The organism is Lactobacillus sp. ESL0225 (assembly GCF_003692905.1).
Lineage (GTDB): Bacteria > Bacillota > Bacilli > Lactobacillales > Lactobacillaceae > Lactobacillus > Lactobacillus bombicola.
Window position 1 is genome coordinate 238,983 of the sequence record NZ_REHK01000007.1, and the last position, 19,999, is coordinate 258,981.

The 19,999-nt window shown below is 32.7% G+C and carries 18 protein-coding genes, 2 pseudogenes and 1 other annotated feature; of the genes and pseudogenes, 7 read left to right on the forward strand and 13 right to left on the reverse strand.

Going from position 1 to position 19,999, the window contains the following annotated elements; translation table 11 throughout:
- The first annotated feature begins 54 nt into the window (after window positions 1-54).
- Window positions 55-432 (forward strand): hypothetical protein, encoded by a 378-nt coding sequence (locus tag F5ESL0225_RS04090; protein ID WP_122021726.1) that lies wholly within the window; start codon window positions 55-57, stop codon window positions 430-432.
- Window positions 433-514: 82 nt separating this feature from the next.
- Window positions 515-715 (forward strand): hypothetical protein, encoded by a 201-nt coding sequence (locus F5ESL0225_RS04095; protein ID WP_122021727.1) that lies wholly within the window; start codon window positions 515-517, stop codon window positions 713-715.
- On the opposite strand, the pseudogene F5ESL0225_RS08320 reads toward F5ESL0225_RS04095, so the two are convergent.
- Window positions 708-947, reverse strand: a pseudogene (locus F5ESL0225_RS08320) (VaFE repeat-containing surface-anchored protein); the annotation flags it as partial. The gene F5ESL0225_RS04095 and the pseudogene F5ESL0225_RS08320 sit on opposite strands and share 8 nt — an antisense overlap.
- A gap of 567 nt (window positions 948-1,514) precedes the next feature.
- Here F5ESL0225_RS08320 and F5ESL0225_RS04100 point away from each other — a divergent pair.
- On the forward strand, window positions 1,515-2,840 hold the full coding sequence (locus F5ESL0225_RS04100; protein WP_122047898.1) for a hypothetical protein: 1,326 nt from the start codon (window positions 1,515-1,517) through the stop codon (window positions 2,838-2,840).
- 749 nt (window positions 2,841-3,589) lie between these two features.
- Here F5ESL0225_RS04100 and F5ESL0225_RS04105 read toward each other — a convergent pair.
- From F5ESL0225_RS04105 to F5ESL0225_RS04120, 4 genes are all read right to left on the reverse strand, one after another.
- Entirely contained in the window at window positions 3,590-4,186 is a 597-nt protein-coding gene (locus F5ESL0225_RS04105) for an NAD(P)H-dependent oxidoreductase (protein WP_122047899.1), read from the reverse strand.
- Window positions 4,186-4,446 carry a hypothetical protein gene (locus F5ESL0225_RS04110; protein ID WP_122047900.1) on the reverse strand — a complete coding sequence of 87 codons (261 nt, stop codon included), beginning with the start codon at window positions 4,444-4,446 and terminating at the stop codon, window positions 4,186-4,188. Before F5ESL0225_RS04110 ends, F5ESL0225_RS04105 begins: the two co-directional genes overlap by 1 nt.
- A gap of 677 nt (window positions 4,447-5,123) precedes the next feature.
- Window positions 5,124-6,539 carry a DASS family sodium-coupled anion symporter gene (locus F5ESL0225_RS04115; protein WP_122024694.1) on the reverse strand — a complete coding sequence of 472 codons (1,416 nt, stop codon included), beginning with the start codon at window positions 6,537-6,539 and terminating at the stop codon, window positions 5,124-5,126.
- 44 nt (window positions 6,540-6,583) lie between these two features.
- Window positions 6,584-8,380 (reverse strand): FAD-binding protein, encoded by a 1,797-nt coding sequence (locus F5ESL0225_RS04120; protein ID WP_370466398.1) that lies wholly within the window; start codon window positions 8,378-8,380, stop codon window positions 6,584-6,586.
- 198 nt (window positions 8,381-8,578) lie between these two features.
- Here F5ESL0225_RS04120 and F5ESL0225_RS04125 point away from each other — a divergent pair, with 198 nt between their 5' ends.
- Window positions 8,579-9,475, forward strand: coding sequence for a LysR family transcriptional regulator (locus F5ESL0225_RS04125; protein WP_122047901.1), 897 nt, complete (start codon window positions 8,579-8,581; stop codon window positions 9,473-9,475).
- 43 nt (window positions 9,476-9,518) lie between these two features.
- Here F5ESL0225_RS04125 and F5ESL0225_RS04130 read toward each other — a convergent pair whose 3' ends face one another.
- Window positions 9,519-10,169, reverse strand: coding sequence for an SLAP domain-containing protein (locus F5ESL0225_RS04130; RefSeq protein ID WP_122024695.1), 651 nt, complete (start codon window positions 10,167-10,169; stop codon window positions 9,519-9,521).
- A 422-nt stretch (window positions 10,170-10,591) separates the two neighbouring features.
- On the opposite strand from F5ESL0225_RS04130, the gene F5ESL0225_RS04135 reads away from it, so the two are divergent.
- Window positions 10,592-10,882 carry a glycosyltransferase gene (locus tag F5ESL0225_RS04135; RefSeq protein WP_122021733.1) on the forward strand — a complete coding sequence of 97 codons (291 nt, stop codon included), beginning with the start codon at window positions 10,592-10,594 and terminating at the stop codon, window positions 10,880-10,882.
- A gap of 202 nt (window positions 10,883-11,084) precedes the next feature.
- Window positions 11,085-11,366: an HU family DNA-binding protein gene (locus F5ESL0225_RS04140; protein ID WP_090092084.1), complete on the forward strand. Its 282-nt coding sequence runs from the start codon at window positions 11,085-11,087 to the stop codon at window positions 11,364-11,366.
- A 47-nt stretch (window positions 11,367-11,413) separates the two neighbouring features.
- On the opposite strand, the gene F5ESL0225_RS04145 is transcribed toward F5ESL0225_RS04140, so the two are convergent.
- The 4 genes from F5ESL0225_RS04145 to F5ESL0225_RS04160 form a co-directional block, all read right to left on the reverse strand.
- A complete protein-coding gene (locus F5ESL0225_RS04145) occupies window positions 11,414-12,115 on the reverse strand; it encodes a methionine ABC transporter permease (RefSeq protein ID WP_122021734.1) in 702 nt (233 codons plus the stop codon).
- Window positions 12,108-13,169 carry a methionine ABC transporter ATP-binding protein gene (locus tag F5ESL0225_RS04150; RefSeq protein ID WP_122021735.1) on the reverse strand — a complete coding sequence of 354 codons (1,062 nt, stop codon included), beginning with the start codon at window positions 13,167-13,169 and terminating at the stop codon, window positions 12,108-12,110. The genes F5ESL0225_RS04145 and F5ESL0225_RS04150 overlap by 8 nt, the downstream gene beginning before the upstream one ends.
- 18 nt (window positions 13,170-13,187) lie before the next feature.
- The gene (locus tag F5ESL0225_RS04155; protein ID WP_122021736.1) at window positions 13,188-14,039 is read right to left on the reverse strand and encodes a MetQ/NlpA family ABC transporter substrate-binding protein; all 852 of its coding nucleotides are present in this window, start codon (window positions 14,037-14,039) and stop codon (window positions 13,188-13,190) included.
- A gap of 46 nt (window positions 14,040-14,085) precedes the next feature.
- Window positions 14,086-14,325 (reverse strand) — a binding site (T-box leader).
- A gap of 131 nt (window positions 14,326-14,456) precedes the next feature.
- Window positions 14,457-16,826 (reverse strand): BspA family leucine-rich repeat surface protein, encoded by a 2,370-nt coding sequence (locus tag F5ESL0225_RS04160; protein ID WP_158592387.1) that lies wholly within the window; start codon window positions 16,824-16,826, stop codon window positions 14,457-14,459.
- A gap of 255 nt (window positions 16,827-17,081) precedes the next feature.
- Between F5ESL0225_RS04160 and F5ESL0225_RS04165 the strand changes: the two genes are divergently transcribed.
- The gene (locus F5ESL0225_RS04165) at window positions 17,082-17,393 is read left to right on the forward strand and encodes a TipAS antibiotic-recognition domain-containing protein (RefSeq protein ID WP_158592388.1); all 312 of its coding nucleotides are present in this window, start codon (window positions 17,082-17,084) and stop codon (window positions 17,391-17,393) included.
- A gap of 184 nt (window positions 17,394-17,577) precedes the next feature.
- Here F5ESL0225_RS04165 and pnuC read toward each other — a convergent pair whose 3' ends face one another.
- From pnuC to F5ESL0225_RS04180, 3 genes and pseudogenes are all read right to left on the reverse strand, one after another.
- On the reverse strand, window positions 17,578-18,291 hold the full coding sequence (gene pnuC / locus F5ESL0225_RS04170; protein WP_122021739.1) for a nicotinamide riboside transporter PnuC: 714 nt from the start codon (window positions 18,289-18,291) through the stop codon (window positions 17,578-17,580).
- A gap of 118 nt (window positions 18,292-18,409) precedes the next feature.
- Complete coding sequence (locus F5ESL0225_RS04175; protein WP_122021740.1) at window positions 18,410-18,799, reverse strand: MerR family transcriptional regulator; 390 nt, start codon at window positions 18,797-18,799, stop codon at window positions 18,410-18,412.
- Window positions 18,800-18,802: 3 nt separating this feature from the next.
- Window positions 18,803-19,670: pseudogene (locus tag F5ESL0225_RS04180) on the reverse strand (aldo/keto reductase).
- Between the last annotated feature and the right edge of the window lie 329 nt (window positions 19,671-19,999).

Consider the following 19,999-nt stretch of genomic DNA (forward strand, 5'->3'; position numbering starts at 1 on the left):
AAAGTACACGTAAAAGTATTTTTGTGTGCTTTTATTGATGTAAAGGTTAAAAATATGTTTGAAAATAAACTAACCAATAGTCAAGCAATGAGAATTTTTGGTTTAGTTCAAATTTTGATTGGAATCATTTTCTTATTTACAGTAAATAAATATATATGCTTTGTTCTTTTTGGAAGTTTTTTAATAATCGGAAGTTTTTTTGAGATTTTTTCTTTTTCTAACCACTGTAAATATACTAAAAAAGTAAAAAAAGAAGATATGACTAGCTATCAAAAAGGATTGCAATTAATAGGAATTGTCTTGTTTTTTAGTGGACTAATTTATTTATTTTTCAATTATAATAATATAAGTGATTCTTTAATTCCCATAGACGCAGGAATTTTATTTATGATTGAACCACCAAATAATTTTAAACATAAGACTAACAAGTAATACAAGCAACTTTATTATAATATGCCTTAATTTATTTATAGTATTAAATATCGAAAGCGCTTTATCAATTTAGGAGTTAAAAATGAAAAAATTAATTAAATATTTAATTATGAGTGCTTTCACTTTACTTTTAGCACTTTCTATCTTTCCTTCACATCAAGTCTCTGCTGAAGAAACAGCATATCCTAATCGTCAAATCGCAGTAGATCGCTATCTTAGAAATATTAAACGAACTAAGCAAATTACTTCAACATGGTCAAAAATTTATAGTCTGTCTAATTAAGAGTTTTAAAAATAATTAAATGTCTATCACGATAGTGATGATCGTCGACCTTGAAGTCAATTGTGACTTCACCATTAGCACTTGTTGGTATAAAAGTCTTAGAATATTCTACTTTTTCACCATATATTAAGAACAGCACTATTTATGTCCTATCCATAACAATACCTTGCAAAGTATAGGTTTTTCCAGGAATTGATTCCTTATAAGAAACTGTATCTTGGATAATTTTCCCAGCTGTTGGTTGTAATTACTTACTACTAGTTTATTTATTATTGTTCAATGCTCTCAATTACATCGTTCGGACATACTTCAATAATATGTAAGCCTGTACTTAATTGAAAATTTGTAAGTAAATGAAAAAATAATTTACAATAAGTTTTGGAAATGGATTAAACGACATTTCAATTCTTAAAGCTACTAATTTAACTTTTAAAATGAAAAAAGTAAAGCATTAGTACAAACAAGATTATTAATGAAATAAAAGAACTAAGTAAAAAACATGACTACTCACCATATGCTGATTAATATATTATCAGAGTGACCTAGCCATAAAGATATTAAAAACCGATCTGTCCAATTATTAGGCAGATCGGTTTTGTTCTCTAATTTTTCCCTTTCATTTTAAAATTAAATATTATTAACAAATATATCAGCTGATATTAAACCAAAGACTTACTATCTTCGATTCGCTTATATAATAAAATTAATTTAATGATATTTGCGGAAAATTAATGGCAAATTAACAGCAAATTGTGGTATAACATTTTTGATAGCTAATCATGATTAGGAGGTATATATCATGAAAAACAAAAAAATGATTGGGACTTTTTTAGCAGCCGCATCATTAGCTTTAGGTTTAAGTGTTTCTACTACACAGGTTCATGCCGAAAAATATCATTGGGTACGAAACTATTCATACTCTGCTAGACCGTATCATGCCAAAGACCCTCAAGCGAGTGTAGCCGTTTGGAATTGGAATCACACACATAAGTTACATGATTTAGTTAATTTTCCCCATACAACTTGGTATGCAACTTCTTCAGTAACCATGCGCCACGGCTCTACTAAGGCTGTCTATTATAAAGTTATTAGTGGCAATAAAAAGCATAGTGGTTATATTTGGCGTGGCTTTTTAACAAAGGGTGCCTATGTTTACTCAGATGATACAGATGGTAGTATAGATGTGCATGATCCAGCTGAGAAATATTACGATCCGGTGCCTCCGGTAACGTATACAGGAAAAAAATATATTGACAGTAGTTTGAATAATCAACTTTCTGCTTTATTCACTGGCGCCGAACCGGATAAGCAAGTACAGCTAGCAGCCGATTTAGCTAATAGAAATGGAGATCATTTATCTACATCACTTCAAAAACTTCAAAATGATATATTAGGTACTGAAAATTCTGCTAACATCATAAAAATTGTTAATAATACGAAATATGAAGGTACTACTGCTGGGTTGCTTCAATTTGAAAAAGAGCAAATAAACCAGCAACTAGCTGCGCAAGGCAAGACAATCTCTGATTTTGCGAATTATAAAGTTGGTTCATATGTTTATCCCAGCAATAATAAAAATTACGGTCGCTTTATTGTGTTCTTAATCCCAAAAGATGCTGTCTTGCCTAAATTAGGAGATGTTTACTATGATCCGATTGACACAGGGACTGCTATTCCCGCTAATTTAATTGATAATAATTTAAATAATCAAATAGCGGATTTGTTCCCTGGTACAATTAAGGATAGTCAAGTACAATTTGGTGCTAATTTAGCAAGTATTGTTTTTCAAGAAGGTGATGCTACCAGTGACAGAGATTATGTATTAGATCATATCGTTGGTAAAGGTAATCATGATAATTGCTTTGAATCTGATGAAAGATATACCGGTTCTCCAGATGGTCTTATTGAATTTGAAAAAGAGTGCTTAAAATTTCAATTAGCACGCAAAGGTAAAACATTTTCAGATTTTAAAGGCTATAAGATTGGTGCTTATGTAGTACCGCAAAGTAAAAATGAATTTGAAAGTAGACAATATGGGGAGGTTTTAGTAGTCTTAGTTCCACCGAAGGCAAAACTGCCAGCTGTACCTCCTATACATACCTTTAATGTAAATGATGTAAATTAAAATTAAAAGATCAATTCTAAGTTTCGTTAGAATTGATCTTTTTAGTGTATAAGCTATTTTTTGAGATTATTTAAAAAAGTAATGGTTGCCAAGCCAACCCAATAACTTCTTTCATTAGCTTTAAGCTCTACTCTTATAGTAGCCTCACAGTTGGCATAAACAGAAGTCAATTACATTGTAAATGATAGATATATTTTGCTTCTAGTTTTATCCTTAAAAAAAGCATAGCCACTGAATAAAGCAATACTTACTTCATTACGATTGCTAGTAGTTTCAATTAGATGATGTAATGCTGAGGGGACGATTCTAAGGAGCTTTTTATTAACTTACATTGATAACTTTACGTACTTATTCTTAGAATCGCGATTCTATATTTAAAGCAAAAATTTTATTAAGCGAATACAAAGCCATGAAAAATCACATGCTAGTTACAAGATTTATTTCTCACAAAAAAGGGCGCTTTACCTGCGTCCTTCATTCTTTTCTTTATACCTAGCAATATTCATTTTCAAAATTGAAACTGCCATAAGTAACTGCTAACTTCAAGATTTTACATCTGCTGAATATTGAACCTAAAAATATTTAGCAACTATTGCTCCTATATCAGATAAAGATTGTCTTTCACCAATGAGTTTATTATATATACGGCTTAAATTTTCTTGTATGACAAAAGGTGAGCCGCTTTCCAAGTCGAAGTAACCTTATCACTTAAGGGCTTAATTATTCCAAACCAGTTACAACTACCCTATTCAATTATTTTTCACTACCCATTCACTTACGTAGTTAGCTATTTTTTCCAAATATTCATTTCTTTTGTTCATACTACTATGATCAATATTACCAAAATTTTTCCATACTCGATTTTTAAATTTAAGCTGCTTAAGTGTACTATTAATAAAAACTTTTTTAATAGCATTGCCACAAAACATCTTCAAATAAAATGTCGGAGAAGTCGAGGTTGTAAGAACTAACGTCTTTTTTATATTGTTAAGGTTTCCTATTAACCCAGTACTGCCTACATTGTAAGCAAAGTCCTTCTTCATTACCTTATCTATGAAGCCTTTTATAATAGCCGGCGTATCATTCCACCATATTGGAAAAATAAATATAACTTTATCTGTATTTTTGATAATCTTCTGGTACTTACTAACTAAAGGATCAATTGTTTTTCCAACACTAAATAAAGATAACTCTTTAGCAGAATATGTTGGATCAAATTTATCATTATATAAATCTATAATTGTATGATCTTCTTTATTATCTCTCATCGCTTTTATAACTTTATTAAGTATTGCATGGTTAAAGCTTTTTGTGTAAGGATGTGCGTATATTATTGTTGTTGTCATTACTTTATCTCTCTTGTCTTAAATTTATTAGATATTCTTGATTGTTTCCAAGCACTTTCCACTTTTTTAAGTTGTTCAACATTCTCTTCAGAAGATTTGTCATCTACATCTGTGCCCAATACTTCTAAATTTTCATTATCATATAAAATCGTAATATTTTTATCAAAAGATACACCGTCTTTATTGTTTTTCACTTGAAATGTAAACGTATCAAAAAACAAAAGTAAATATTCATTTATAAAAGCACCTCTACTTACCAAAAAAATCCAGCTATTGTAGCTAAACCTACATTAGATGTCTTAGCAAAATAGAATATATTTAAGGTTATAACCAACTAACGCATTAATAAAATTGCTCTATTAAACAATCAAATATCGACTGATGTTCTTAAATTCACATGATTCAATTGTTTTCTATTCATAATACCATTATCAAGGTCAACAGCTTGTATTAGGTTACTTTCCCTATTTTAGATATTTTATTATCTGTTTAAACTATAATTATAATCCTGCTTTTTTTGGTTTAGTAAAAGCTGATACATGAACTTAGAAGTTGTAGATTTTATTTTACTTCTTTATTATTTAAAGTAATATTATCAACTACAGCACCAGGACATAAAGGTTAATTTAAACAAATAATATTTTCTTTTTTGACTTGTAATATTTTATCCTTTACAAGATATACCATATTGGCCAGATATTGCCTTTACTAACGTTGCTTTCCCTATTCCTGAGTCTACAAATGATAATGCACATCCAAAATATTCGGCGATACCCAACTAAGAGTCTTGTATAGTTGAAATTACTTTTGTTTAACCATCTTTTTCATAAACTCCCCCTTTCAATTTGAATATTTAGTCATGAAAAAAGCGCTCCTAATAGTTAAATTAATGTCTAACTATTATGGAGCACTTCAAAGACTGAAATTTTTCAATTAATTACCACATACCAATAACTTTAGTCCATAAAAGACCGCCGCCAAGCCAGATAATGTTAAGAATTATTCCGATAATTGCACTAAGCCGCCACCAGTCTTTATTTGAAACATAACCAGTTGATGATAAGAGTGCAGCCGGACCAGCGGAATAACTGGTAGTTGACAAGTATAATGAACCATCTAGCGCCAACATTAATGCGGCCATAATTGGAGGTACACCAGCACCAATCGCAATTGAAAGAAAGCCAGCATATAAGGCTGAAATTTGAGTGGAAACGCTAGGAAATAAATAATGTAAATAGAAATAAGCTAGATACAAAATTACTAAAACCCAGACCCAATTCATACCATTTAACATACTTCCCAGAGTTTTTGAGAACCATGGGAAAAAGCCAAGTTGCATTAATTTTTGTGACATTAACATAATAATTGAAAGCCAAGTCAAAATATTCCATGCAAAACTTTGGCCAAGAATGTCTTTAACATTAATAACACCACAAATTAATAATAAAGCCACGGCAATAAAACTAACTAAAGTAGCATCAATACCAAATTTAGGCCCGATTAACCAAAGCGCTACTGCTAAAATAAAAACTATAGCCATAATTTTTTCAGCTAAGGTCATTTTGCCTAGTTCTTTTAACTTATTATCTGCCCAAGCATGCGCATTAGGAGTTTCTTTGATTTTGGGCGGATAAATTTTATATAAAACAAACGGGATAACTAACAAAGAAATGATTCCTGGTACAATTGCTGCTAAGAACCATTGCATCCAAGAAATCTCAATATTTTGCGTTTTCGCAATTCCTAAAGCTACCATGTTCCCGGCCAATCCAGTCAGAAACATCGTTGACGTAACAATATTAACTTCATATTCATTAAAAACCAAGTAAGATCCCATATCTGCTTGGGTTCCCTTTTTAGGATCTGATCCCATCTCTTTAGAAAGGTTGTCAATAATTGGATACATAATACCATTGACTCTAGCATTATTACTTGGAATTCCAATGGCGAGCACTGTTTCAACCATGGATAAGGCATAAGCCAAACCTAATGTTCGCTTACCAAAAGTTTTAACAAAGAAATAAGCAATTCTTTTTCCTAAACCTGATTTAATAAAACCAGCTGCCATGAACATACACATTGCTACCATCCATGCAGTTGAATTCCCAAAGCCAGCAGTGACTTCTTCCATTTTAAAAATACCGGTTAAGGTGGCAATTACAATAGCAATAATTGTAGTAGCCATCATAGGCAATGGCTTAGTGATGCACGCCACAATCGTTGCAATAAAAATTGCAAACAAGTGCCATGCCTGAATATTAATAGCTGTTGGTCTGATAGGCGTTAAAAGCCATAACCCTAAGCCTAATACAAGTGGCAAAATCCACTTTTTCCATTCAAATTTATCTAACATTTTCTCTACTTTCTATTTAAAATTAGCGTATTATCAAGTATAAATTAATGCTTTTGAATATTATTAATTGCTTGCTTAACTGCCTCTTTAAAGGCAGCACTAGTCGTACTTGCGCCACTGACTACATCAACATCAGTTGTTTGCTTCTCTAGCATTTCCTTAGTCAATACTGGAATCGCTTTACCACCCAGCAAAGGTGTTTCTTTCTGCTGCAAAGTTTCAATCTGGGTCAGCTGCTTACCATTAACTGTAACTCTAACCACTATTGGTACATCATTAATCCCGTTTTCACTAATACCAATGCCTTGATTTTCGCCAGCTTCATAATCAGTTGCCAAAGCATGGGCATCGGATTTGAGCTCAGGATTTGCTGAAGCGCCAGTAACCACATCAACTGCAGGTAGCTTACGCTTTACTAAAGCAGCATTTTCACCAGCAATCTTGCCTGAAATTAACAAATCCGCAATGCTATTTGCACCAACATACTTGGTCGCAAATATGTCGCCAAGTTCACCAGCTTCATATAAGTGTGGTATTACGTTATTTTGCAAGTCAAGCACTTCACATTTTTCATTTCGCCGTGCTCCACCATGAGTATGTAAAATATTATGTCTAATTGGAATTGCATAATATGGTCCTGCACCAAAGGCACGCATCGTTTCAAGCTTGCGATTGAGGAACATATCACGTTTTTGTTTTTCAACCAGATAATTAAAATCGGCAACTGCTTCAGTTAGTTTAGGGGCAGCAATCTTTTCCGCTAATTCTGTAAGCGAATCTGCTTTGACTGCATACGAAATTAATTGCTTAATCTGATCGGCTTGAGCTGAATCATCATTGGCTAACTGATGATATTGTTTTTCATCCATTACAATGTGCGGATGATTCTGATTAGGAAGCATAATCCAGTTGCCATGATTATACTTGTAACCATGACGATCTTCTTCGTCTTCACGGTAATAACGAGTACCATCATCACCGGCAACAAAAATGCTCCCATTAAACAAGCTCTTCCAATTAATCATATACGCAAATTTTTCACGTGGCTTACCTTCATTTAAGGAAAAACCATGTGAATCGTAATTAGACATATGCCATAATCTTGCTCCAGCTTCAATTGCTAAATCGATTCCTTTACCCTGATTATAAAGTGTACCGATTGGCGCTAATGATCCCTGGCCCAAAAAAGTTTGCACCATATCTTGGTTATTCTCAAAGCCACCACAAGCTAAAACAACCCCGTTGCGAGCTGCAACATTACGCTTGATTCCGCTGTGTTTAATTTGTACTCCTAAAATAGTCTTAGTTTCTGGATCCTGAATCAAATGCTCTGCTGGACTTGAGAACCAAATATCTATTTGATCAAGACGTTCATATACTTTTTTACGTAATAATTTCCAAAATCCACCATTATACATTCCTGTAGTCATACTTTGCGAACGCATAGTTTCAGCATGATTATATTCAGGATATTCACCTTTAGGTCGGCGTCCTGTATATTGAGCTTCAATATCAAAGTATTTTTTAGCATATTCCTTCATTTGCAAAACATTGTTTACAAAAGTATCCAAGTCTTTAGGATCATACTTAAAAGGATAATAAGTTTGCTTATAATATTCGCGCAAGTCATCGAAGTTATCACTCCATGCAAAAGCCCCACCTGCATAACGGGTATTGCCTCCTTCATGACCTTCTGGAGCCGCATCAATTAATAGAACTTTAGCCTTATTATCAGCAGCAAATCTTGCAGCTCCAGCCCCAGCTCCACCAAAACCTACGACAATTACATCATAGACTGCATCCCATTTTTGAGTTGAATCATAGATCAAATTAATTACCATCACTTTCTTAAGAAATATTTACTACATGCAATATAGTCTGTCTTTTAAATTTAGTCTAATTAAATTTTTTCTCCAAAAAGGGCAGACAACATGAGCTATATGCTACTCTATCTAGTGTTCTTGCATTTTTATTTAAAATTTAATATAATTTAAACAGATACATTTATAAATTTTTTTTATTTAATTTAAGGTAAGCATATGAATGAAAAAGACTTATTATATTTTTGTAAGCTTGTTGAAACGGGAAATTATACAGCAACTGCTTCTTTTTTTGATGTAACCCAACCAACGATTTCAATGGCCGTAAAACGATTAGCTGAAAAATTTGATGATCCGTTGATCATACAAAAAAATCGTAAAAGTAAAATAATACTAACCGACGCTGGTGATTTGTTATACCAAAAAGCTAAAATTTTACTTCAAGATATTGCTAGTATCAATTATGATGTTAAACATGCCAGCGATAAAAAAATTCGTTTAGCCTTTTCTGGCGAAGCCGGTAGTTTATATATAGCAGACATTGTCCAACAATTTCATCAAGCAAACATTACTAATTTAATCGAAACTCATATTGAACGTTCTGCAGATGCTTTTGCAGACTTAACAAATGGGAATGTTGATGTAGCAATTTACTCTTGGATGGTACCCATTAATGATCCGGAATATTTTATTCATAACTTACAAAAAACAGAATTAGTAATAATCACTGGTACAAACGATCAATGGAAGGATGTACACGAGATTAGGGCTAAAGACTTGCGTAACCGTAAATTTATTGCGCGAGCACGTGGCTTTTTAACTCGTGAATGTCTTGAAGAGGAAGCAAAATTAGGTGATTTCACCCCTAATATTATTTACACTGCACCGACAATGAAATTAATGATTGATTTGGTTAAGCGCAATGTAGGTATTGCCCTGGCGATGGAAAGTAGTATTCAGGATGAACAGGGAATTCATATTATTCACCTACGACCTGGACAAAAACTTTGGGCTTATATGCAAATTGCAATGCGTAAAAGTTTTGTCCCTAATAAGTATCAACGTCAAGGAATTGAAATTTTACGTAATTTTGATCCTAAAAAAATAAAAAGGTAGTCAATCATTTATGGTTGACTACCTTTTTTACTATAATAAATATTTATTCAGCTAAAACTTCTGCACTTTTTGAATCCAAATCAGCCCATTTAATAAATTGCTTTTCTGATATACCAACAAGTTTAATTCCCTTAACTTTCTTAGTTGAAAATACCACTACTTTTTTACCTTTTTTTACATAATAACGAGGATCCCTTACTCCTTTTGCATTATAGACAAAAGCATTTCGCTTAACTCTGTATCTGACTGCCTTTAAAATTTTCACATTAGCTGGTTTGATAAATTGATTCTCTTTATTATTAAAGCCAATTAGGGGTTTACCATTTACAGTAGTAAAACTACTAATACCAACAATTAAACCTTTCTTCAACTTTTTATTCTTTACTCTTTTACCGTGCTTATCATAAACATAAGAATTTCGGGTTAATCTAACCGTTTTGCCCATTAAAGAAATAGCATTAGTATTACCATTAGGCTTTTCTGGAGATTTCGGAGTCTCGGTAGCTGTTTTATTACTACTATTATCAGTTTTATTCGCATCTGACACTGGTGTCTTAGAAGAATTACTTGCTTCTAATTCTGTTTTACTGACCACTGGACTATTCGCCTCAGCTGCTGATACTGGTATACTAGCACTTAAGCCAATAAGGGCAGATGCTGTACCGACAAAACTAATTAATATTTTTTTATTCATACTTAAACCTCGTCCATATTTTTAAACTGAATTAAACATATTATACAACTTTCTTTTTATAATAACTTGAAATATGAACAAACAAGTCTCATCTTTTAAATATTGTAAATTTTTCTTAAAAGAGAATAATAATGAAACAAAAATTTACCGAAACAATTGAAATTTTTAGTAAAAAAATTGTCATAGAACTAAGACCATTAACAATTAATAAAAAAGCTGAATTTTTCAAAATCATTGCTTAACTTCAATGATTACCCGCAAGAAATGTATTTTTGGCTTCGAACTGGGTAAATTTCACCTACTAGTTTGCATCGAATTATCTATTTGGATCCAGATATTTTAGTAATTAATTAAGCCCTTATGGCGCATTTTAAATAAAAAAATATTTGCTGTAGCAAGTGCATGAGGGCTTAACAGACATTATGAGTTCACTCAATAGTATTAGACTGGGAACAAAGAATGGCTATTTTAATTCTGGTGTTATGGTAATGGATTTAGATAAAATGAGCGAAAAAATTAGTTTGAGTGCTACATCTTCTACAATTAAAAAATATCATGACATTTTAATTTTACCAGACCAAGATATTTTAAATTATCTGTACGGGCAAAATATCTTAAAAATCCCAGAAATTAATTGGCACCATGATGCACGTGCATATTCAGCTTATTTAGCAAAAAGAAAATCACACACGTTTCAAAGTACTTTACCTTAATTATCAGCAAATGGTTAAAAGAATACTTGCGGACCAAAATTATTATAAGATTTAGCTTTTTTCTATTGAAGGACTAGCTAACTGTGCTAAAATAATAAAAGTTGTCAAAGGGTAAGTGAGACAATACTTTACAGAGTTTACGTATAGTTTATTGCGAACTTGCTTTGACTAGTAATAAATTTTATAGAAAAGAGAAGGAAATATGGCTTCAATTAATAAATCTGAGCTTACTAAAGAAGTTTCAGCGAAGACAGAACTTAAGCAGAAAGATGCTGAAAAGGTTATCGATGCCTTAATTGAATCAATTAAGGAGAACTTGGCTAAAGGCGAAAAAGTACAAATTATCGGCTTTGGTTCATTTGAAGTTCGTGACCGGGCAGAAAGAAAAGGTAGAAATCCTCAAACAGGTAAGACTTTAACTATTCCAGCAACTAAGGTACCTGCATTTAAGCCTGGCAAGGCATTAAAAGATGCAGTTAAATAAGTTTATAAAAAAAGCAACGATTAAAATCGCTGCTTTTTTTATAAATTTTATCTATTTTGATGATTTAATTTCTTGGCAAAAAAGTCACCTACCACTTGTACAATAAAAATCATAATTACTATTAGTACAGTAGCTATAAATGTGACATCATTATCATAACGAGTATAGCCATAAGAAATAGCTGTATTGCCAATTCCACCTGCGCCAATTGCTCCAGCCATCGCCGTTAACCCAATTAAACTAATGACTGTTACAGTTGATACTCGAATTAATTCTGAGCGTGCTTCTTTCAAATAAACAGTAAAAATGATATCCCAAATAGTTGCCCCGAGACTTTGTGCAGCTTCAATTTTACCATGGCTGACACTTTCTAATGCTACTTGTACTTGACGAGCATAAAAAGGAAAAACACCCAAAGTTAAAGGGACAAGAGCTGCTCTAATTCCAATCTTGGTTCCTACGATTTTCTCAGTAACTGGCTCAATAAAGGCAAGTAAAATGATAAATGGGACTGCACGAAATATTGATACCACCTTATCACAAAAATTAAACCAAAAATGGTTAGGCCGGATACCGTTGCTATTAGTTAATACCAAGACAATACCAAAAATGATGCCTAAAAGTCCCCCAAAAATAGCCGACCAAAAAGTCATATAAAGTGTTTGACCAATACTAGTCCCCCAGCCAGTATCACCTAACCAGCCTAAATTTACAACATTTGGAAAAATCTTGCTGAACCAACTAACCATACAAATTCCCCTTCTCATCTAATCTAGTAACTGTTACTTTTGCTTCTTTAAGAAATTTAAGCGTTGCTTCTTGCTTAGTTGGATTACCTTTAACTAAAACCAGCAATGTGCCAATTGGTTCCCCATCAAGAAGTTCTACATTACCATATAACATACTGGCTTCAACGCCTATTTCGCGATATAGGTCAATCACGATTGTTTTAGTAACGTTCGCCATACTATAGACAAGTTGATATATTACTTCATTATCTTTTAATTCGGCTAATTTTAAGGACTTCAAGGTATTAATTACTGCACCTGAACCGCCAACAAAACTTTTTGCTAAGTCAGATTGCGGCCTAAGCACTATGTCATGCAAATTCCCTTGCTCAACAATTTCACCCAACTGCATTAATGCGACTCGATCACAAATTTGTTTTACTGCTGCCATTTCATGGGTAATCAGTACAATCGTTAAATTTAATTCTTGTTGCAATTTTTTTAATAAAGATAAAATTTGTTGAGTATTTTGAGGATCAAGCGCACTAGTAGCTTCATCCGAAATCAAAATATCGGGTTCATTAGCTAAAGCCCTTGCAATAGCTACACGTTGTTGTTGACCACCTGAAAGCTGAATCGGATAAAAATTTGCTTTATCTTTTAAATCAACTAATTCTAATAATTGTAGTGCTTTGGCATTAATTTCTTTTTCTTTCAGTCCAGAGTGTTTTAAGGCAAAAGCCACATTTTCAATAACTGTAATTTCATTTAATAAATTAAAGTTTTGAAAAATCATGCCGATTTTTCTACGAGCAATTTGTAAATTTTTATTAGTAATAATTTGCTGACCATCTTTGATAAATTCTGTACCATTAACTTTAATTGTACCCGCAGTTGGCTTTTGTAATAGGTTAATCGTTCTTACCAGAGTTGATTTACCCGCTCCAGAAAAGCCAACAATGCCAAAAATTGTCCCCTTTTCGATTGATAAATTAACATCATGAACAGCATGAACCGTTTTATCAGTATGATTAGCAAAATCGACATTTACATGTTTTAATTCAATAATTGCCATTAAATTTATCTCCGTTTATTAAAACTTAACATCCCAAGCTGGTATTGTTGCATCACCGTAATATTTTTTAATTAATGCTTTAGTTTCAGCAGTTTGATAAGCCTTAACTACCGCTTGATAATCTTTATTATTTTCTTCTCCTTTACGTGTGCAGATGATATTAACCCATTGCAAGGAATCCTTATTTACTGGTTCAACAAAAATAGTTTCCTTTTTACCAAGACCGGCTGGACTAGCAAAGTCATTATTAACAACTGCTGCATCTACGGAACTAACTACCCGACCACATTGATCAGCACTGACTTCCTTGATTTTTAGCTTCTTAGGATTTTTAACAATATCAGCAATTGTAACCAAGGCCTTGCCTGGACGTAATTTAATGAAACCAGCATTTTTTAAAACAAACAAAGCACGAGATTCATTAGTTGCATCATTAGGAACCGCAATTGTTGCACCACTAGGCAACTGACTTAATTGGTGATACTTTTTTGAATATAGTCTAATTGGATTAATTTCAGTTCTACCAATTGCAACTACACCGTTATGATTTGCCTTATTCCATGCCTTTAAAAAAGCATAATGTTGGAAAGCATTTAAATCAATATCGCCATCCTTAACTGCACTATTGGGTTGATTATAATCAGTGAAACTTTTAATTTTAATAGTTACACCATACTTTTTCTTTGCTAAAGCAGCTGCGTGGTCCCAAATGTCCTGCTTAGCTTTAGTCGAACTCACAATTCCAACTGTAACTACATGACTTTTTTTATTGTTAGTAGTCTTATTTTGACTAAAACTAAACCAACCAGCAATACCAATTATTGCTATAGCAATTAATCCAATAATAATATTTTTATTTTTTTTTGTCATTTTACAACCTCCAAAATTAAACAAGCAAAAAAGCACTCGTCCTTAGCAAAAGGACGAGTGCTTCGCGTTACCACCTTAATTTCATTTATTACTCACGTAATAAACCTCATTAGCTATCAAACAATAGCTTGCAAATATAACGGATGCAACACCGCTACTAGCTAAATATCACCAGCAGACATCATTTCAAGCCCATATTCACTAGCTTTTACTAACTGAGTTTCACCAAACCTCAGCTCTCTTTATTAGTAACTGGCATAATTACTCTGCTTTTCAAGATGTATTAATTATTTAATTGTTTATTAATTTAGCACTTAAAATTAATCTTGTCAACCAAAATTTAATTTTATTTTTAAAGATTAATAATTATAAATAATTTCTAGCAAGGGGGGCTTTACAGACTTAAAAGGCAAATTATTAATCTTTTTTGCGCTTTAACCATAAAAGACCAACTGCAGATAATAGCAATGCTCCTCCTACAGAAAGTAATACCATATTACTCTGCTTTTTTGCTCCAGTTTTAGGTAACACAGTAGTTATAGGATCTTTTAGTTTATCTGTGTTAGTCAGCTTATTCGGTTTGGTTGGCTCCTCTGGTTTAGTCGGCTTGTCTGGTTTGGTTGGCTCTTCCGGCTTAGTCGGCTTATCTGGCTTGGTTGGCTTGTCTGGTTTGGTTGGCTCTTCCGGCTTAGTTGGCTTGTCTGGTTTGGTTGGATCCTCCGGTTTAGTCGGCTTATTTGGGTTGGTTGGCTCCTCTGGTTTAGTCGGCTTATCTGGGTTGGTTGGCTCCTCTGGTTTAGTCGGCTTGTCTGGTTTGGTTGGCTCTTCTGGTTTAGTCGGCTTATCTGGCTTGGTTGGCTCTTCTGGTTTAGTCGGCTTATCTGGCTTGGTTGGCTCTTCTGGTTTAGTCGGCTTATCTGGCTTGGTTGGCTCCTCTGGTTTAGTCGGCTTGTCTGGTTTGGTTGGATCACTTATTACATTCTTACTGTAAATATAGGTAACAGACTGCGGCGTCTCGGTAAAATAGCCATTAACTGAACCTTTAGCCTCTTTAAAAGTATAATCAGGAATTAGCTTTGCTGATGTGTAATATACATCACCAATTTTCCCCTTCAAAACTTCATCAGCTGCAATTTTGGTCCCAGTCTCATCTACATATTGAACAAGCACTTGCGCCTTAGCATAAACAAAGGTAACAATCTTGTTCTTTCTATCTTCAAATCGGCCACTTGTATCACCAACTATTTCTTTTAATATATAGCCCGGAACATTAATTCTTGAAACATCAGTGTATTGCTCATCGATTAACCCCCTTCTAACCTGATCCGGCGCCAGAATATTACCATCTTCATCTCGATATTGAGTAGTCACACTACCAAAACGAATATAGGTATCAGCATCTTTTCCCGCTTGGTATTCGTCTGACATCTCCCATGGAAACCAAATATTAGAACCCTTAGCATTGGTTAAAGTTCCCCCAGCTAGATTTACCCAGCGACAGTCTGGTGGTTGACCATGGAAACCATCTTCAAAACTAATCGAGCCACCTATATAACTATTTTTTATATCACAATTTTTATTTAATACTAAAATTTTTAACTTATCCGTTCCTACTAGCATTGCAACAGTATTTTGATCAGCGGAACCAATAGGTGGTTGATTAAAGCGCGGGATACTTCTCATATCAAAATGGCTTAAGTCTAATTTTTCAATATTTGCACAACCGGAAAACATTCCCCCCATATCAGTTACTTTAGCTGTATTAAATTTATCTAAGTTTAAACTAGACAAATTAGTACACTCGCTAAACATACAATGCATATTAGTTACATTTGCCGTATCAAAATTACTGACATCTAACTTCGTAAGCTCCGTACACCCAGAAAACATGCACGTCATATCCGTAACCTTGCTAGTATCAAAGCCACTAACATCTAGGTTAGTCAATTTAGAACGTCGAACGAAACCTCCACTAATATGCGTCATATAAAACATCATTCTCATGCTAGTAACTTTGGAAGTATTAAATCGACTAACATCTATCGTTTTTGCATTATAGCAATATTCAAACATCGAAGACATATCTGTAACATTAGCAGTATTAAACCTGCTAACATCAATATATTCAAGGCTATAACAACCTCTAAACATATTTTGCATATTGGTCACTTCAGTAGTGTCGAGATTATCTAAACCATCTATCTGAATCAAATTGTGTAAATTGCCAAACATGGAGCAAGCAGAACCAATAATTTTTAGTTTTCCAGTTATTTTGATTTGCTTAATCTCAATTTGCTTAAATCTATCGAATATTCGTTCTGGATCATTTAAAATTTTGGGAGAAGTTTCTGTACCCCCAGGAATAGTCAAAACTTTTGAAACATCATCGTAGGTCACTGATATTCCATTCCAAAGGTAATTAATAAGGGAACGTTTAGGATTAGAAATTTCTCTAGGAAGATTAGCTTGCTTTATTTTTTTTTCAGTATTTAAATCATTTGTCTTAGTTATGTCTTGCCCATAATCTGTATTATCAGGCATATCGATACGATTAATTATATCTTCTGAAATATTTTCTTCTTGTAATTGATTATCATAATCATCAGCCTTATTTAAATTACTTTTATTGCTATTATTCGTTTGCACATTTTTTTGTTCTTGATTTTCAATAATATCATCAGCTTTAGCTGTCTTACTATTTGTTAAAAGAAATATACCTAGTGTTGCAGCAGTCGCACTAGTCAATACAATTTTTTTGCCTTGTTTATTTACATAACGTCTATTCACTTTGAGCCTCCAGCCGTTAAATAACATTTATTATTTAATTATCACTATTTTTAAGTAAATAGTCAACTTCTAACAATTAAAATAATAGTCAATTGGCTAACCACTAAACAGTGACGCCGATTTAGATTCAAAACTAAAATAAAAGAGTTATGTTAATTAATGCCCAAATCAATTTATTAATTCAAAACATGTTTTTTCAAGTTAATCTTGCTATAGTAGTTATTGACATAAATAATTATGAGGAGCAATGAAAACATGTCAAAAAATGCTGATAAACTTATCGAAGAAAAATTCAATAAACTAAAAATAGCTGAGGCCGATTTAGTACGTGATTTACAAACCGTAATTAGTCATCCTGAAGAAGAAAATAAACTTAGTAAGCAAATTTTCCAAAATCATCAAGCGTGGCTTAAAATTATTATGCCAAATTATTCTCCAGAAATTCATCTAAGTATTGTTAATAGTTATCAACGCGATAAACGTTATCGTTCGTACTATGATGATAAAGCTGGTAAGGGAGCAACCGAAATTTTAATCAAAAGTGTCAAAAAATATTTAACTAAATAAAGGCAGTCCCATTAATAATGGGACTGCCTTTTAAGATAGCTATAGTTTCACGCAAAAAATATTTTCAACATACTAGTGATTTTCTTAGTGTCATTTACTTCTCTTAAGAAATTTTTATTCTTTTTAAATTACAAAATTGAAGTAGCAGACTATTTTGCTTATGATTCTTCGATTAGCTAATTTTTTAATGGAACCAATGCGTATGCTTATCAGTAAACGCTAATAAGTCATTACTCAAATACAAAATGTAAGTAAAAAATAAAGTTAAATTAGCATCTCCTTGAAAGGCCGTTACTCCCCAAAGAACAACAGATAAGATACCTTGAATTGTCCAAAAGTAATACTGCTCCCGAAACCGCAAGGTACACAAAAGTGAACCAGTTAAGCCAATTGCACCTGCAACTGCATCAATTAAAGGTCTCGGACTAATGAAAACTTTTGTATCCATTAAATATAGCAATCCAGTAGTTACTACAAAAAAGAAAAACGTTAACAGCCATTTAGAAGCATTCAATCCGCGAATATGTTTTGCGGCATCTTTATTCCAAGCTGGCAATAATAAGACTGGCAAATCTAACAGAAAAATATATGATGCTTGCAAAACAATGTTGGCATAATTTTTAGCTGTAATTGATATTATGATGTAAATAATTGAAGATAGTAACCCTAATACCCCGTTGATTGCTTTAGCATTAGTGATTGCTAACGTACAAGTAAAACCCATAATTGCCGCGATCATTGTTACAAATGTAATTAAATTAATTGGAGCAGAGATTGTTGTACCAATAATCACACCAATTCCGAGCATTAAGAGCATATAAGTTTTAAAACTCCAACCTTGCATTTGGTTAACGTACCAATTTATTTTAAATACATTTGTATTTGGTTCAAATTTCATGTATTATCCTACCTTTTCTTAAAAGTCATTGGTTAAAAAACACGTTCTCAATCATAACATTCTTGAACAGATAGAAACAAGAGTTTAACCAAAAGTTAATAACAAATAGAGCTATAAACTATATTTTTTGTTCATAGGCTAATTTTTCTTTTTCATAAGTAAGTAATTTATCGTCAAAATGGTCAATTTTATAGTTTAAATAATTTATTGTTTTTTGAAGCTGGGCTTGTTGTTGCTCTAATTGCTCACGTTGCTTAATTAGTAAATTCAACCGTTTTTGCGCTGTTTCTTTTTGACGATAATTGAATAGGAATACTTTTAGTTGGGATACAGGCATCCCCGCATTACGTAAAACTTTAATATAAAAAATCCAATTTTGATCTATTTCGCTATATTGGCGATAGCCGTGGTTATCGCGCTTAATTGCTGGCAGTAAACCCACTTTTTCCCAATAGCGTAACGTATCTTTTGATAAGACAAACTTTTTACTAATTTCATTAATACTCACAAACTACCCCTTTTTATCTACTTTTTGTATCATATCATAAATACGTTGTACCGCAGCTGGATCTTGATGATTGAAGAATTGACTTTTCTTTTGATCTAAAGAATTAATTAATGTAACTTCTTTAGCTGTTAATTCAAAGTCAAAAATATTACTGTTTTCAATTATTCTTTTTTTATGAACAGATTTCGGAATAACCACAATTTTTCTTTGAATTAGCCATCGTAGAATAACCTGACTGACTGACTGATTTATGATATTGCAGACCAATTTTAGTCAACAAAGAATTACTAAAAAGTTCATTTTTTCCTTCAGCAAAAGGAGCCCAAGCTTCTGGCTGAATCTTTTTTTCTTTTAAAAATTTAACTGCCTTGGATTGTTGCATCCATGGATTGATCTCAATTTGATTAACAGCTGGTTTTATTTCATTATATAACGTTAAATCTAAAATACGATCTGGCTCAAAATTTGAAACTCCAATTGCCCTAATTATACCTGATTTATATGCTTCTTCCATTGCACGCCAGGAACCATAGACATCACCGTATGGCTGATGAATTAAATATAAATCAAGGTACTGCAATTGTAATTTATTTAACGACTCTTTAATTGCTCTTCTAGTTGCTTCATATCCTGTATCGGATACCCAAAGCTTAGTGGTAATAAATAAATTTTCCCGTGATACCTTACTATTTTTAATTGCTCGTCCGACTGCTGCTTCATTCCCATAAGAACTTGCGGTATCAATCAGGCGATAGCCTGCTTCAAGTGCTGACAAGACAGATTTTTCCACCATTTCTGCATCAGTAATTTGAAAAACTCCAAAGCCTAAAAGTGGCATTTCAACTCCATTATTTAATTTAACTTTTTCCATGTCTTTATTCCTCAATATCTTTTTAATCATACTTTTTAGGTATTATAAGCCTTGGTGTGTGGACTAAGGCAAGCTAATATTTTTAATTACTCATATCAAATTACTAGTTCATATAATGTTGCTTTAAAAATAGATTATGTCAAACTTATTTAATATCTACCTGCAACTTTAATATCTACCTGCAACAGTAACTTTTTAGATAATTTTCCATAATAAATACAATAGTTAGATTAAGTGAGCGTTAAAATAAAAAAAGCCCGAAAAGAAATAATCTTGCGGGCTTTTTAATATCAAGGAATTATAGTTAAGAAGTTGCTTCCAGATGAAAC

Coding starts and splice junctions, on each gene's coding strand:
- F5ESL0225_RS04130 (WP_122024695.1), bottom strand. CDS start 10,169: ATGAATAAAAAAATATTAATTAGTTTTGTCGGTACAGCATCTGCCCTT.
- F5ESL0225_RS04135 (WP_122021733.1), top strand. CDS start 10,592: ATGAGTTCACTCAATAGTATTAGACTGGGAACAAAGAATGGCTATTTT.
- F5ESL0225_RS04105 (WP_122047899.1), bottom strand. CDS start 4,186: ATGACAACAACAATAATATACGCACATCCTTACACAAAAAGCTTTAAC.
- F5ESL0225_RS04145 (WP_122021734.1), bottom strand. CDS start 12,115: ATGGTTAGTTGGTTCAGCAAGATTTTTCCAAATGTTGTAAATTTAGGC.
- F5ESL0225_RS04155 (WP_122021736.1), bottom strand. CDS start 14,039: ATGACAAAAAAAAATAAAAATATTATTATTGGATTAATTGCTATAGCA.
- F5ESL0225_RS04140 (WP_090092084.1), top strand. CDS start 11,085: ATGGCTTCAATTAATAAATCTGAGCTTACTAAAGAAGTTTCAGCGAAG.
- F5ESL0225_RS04150 (WP_122021735.1), bottom strand. CDS start 13,169: ATGGCAATTATTGAATTAAAACATGTAAATGTCGATTTTGCTAATCAT.
- F5ESL0225_RS04125 (WP_122047901.1), top strand. CDS start 8,579: ATGAATGAAAAAGACTTATTATATTTTTGTAAGCTTGTTGAAACGGGA.
- F5ESL0225_RS04100 (WP_122047898.1), top strand. CDS start 1,515: ATGAAAAACAAAAAAATGATTGGGACTTTTTTAGCAGCCGCATCATTA.
- F5ESL0225_RS04115 (WP_122024694.1), bottom strand. CDS start 6,539: ATGTTAGATAAATTTGAATGGAAAAAGTGGATTTTGCCACTTGTATTA.
- pnuC (WP_122021739.1), bottom strand. CDS start 18,291: ATGAAATTTGAACCAAATACAAATGTATTTAAAATAAATTGGTACGTT.
- F5ESL0225_RS04090 (WP_122021726.1), top strand. CDS start 55: ATGTTTGAAAATAAACTAACCAATAGTCAAGCAATGAGAATTTTTGGT.
- F5ESL0225_RS04165 (WP_158592388.1), top strand. CDS start 17,082: ATGTCAAAAAATGCTGATAAACTTATCGAAGAAAAATTCAATAAACTA.
- F5ESL0225_RS04095 (WP_122021727.1), top strand. CDS start 515: ATGAAAAAATTAATTAAATATTTAATTATGAGTGCTTTCACTTTACTT.
- F5ESL0225_RS04120 (WP_370466398.1), bottom strand. CDS start 8,380: ATGGTAATTAATTTGATCTATGATTCAACTCAAAAATGGGATGCAGTC.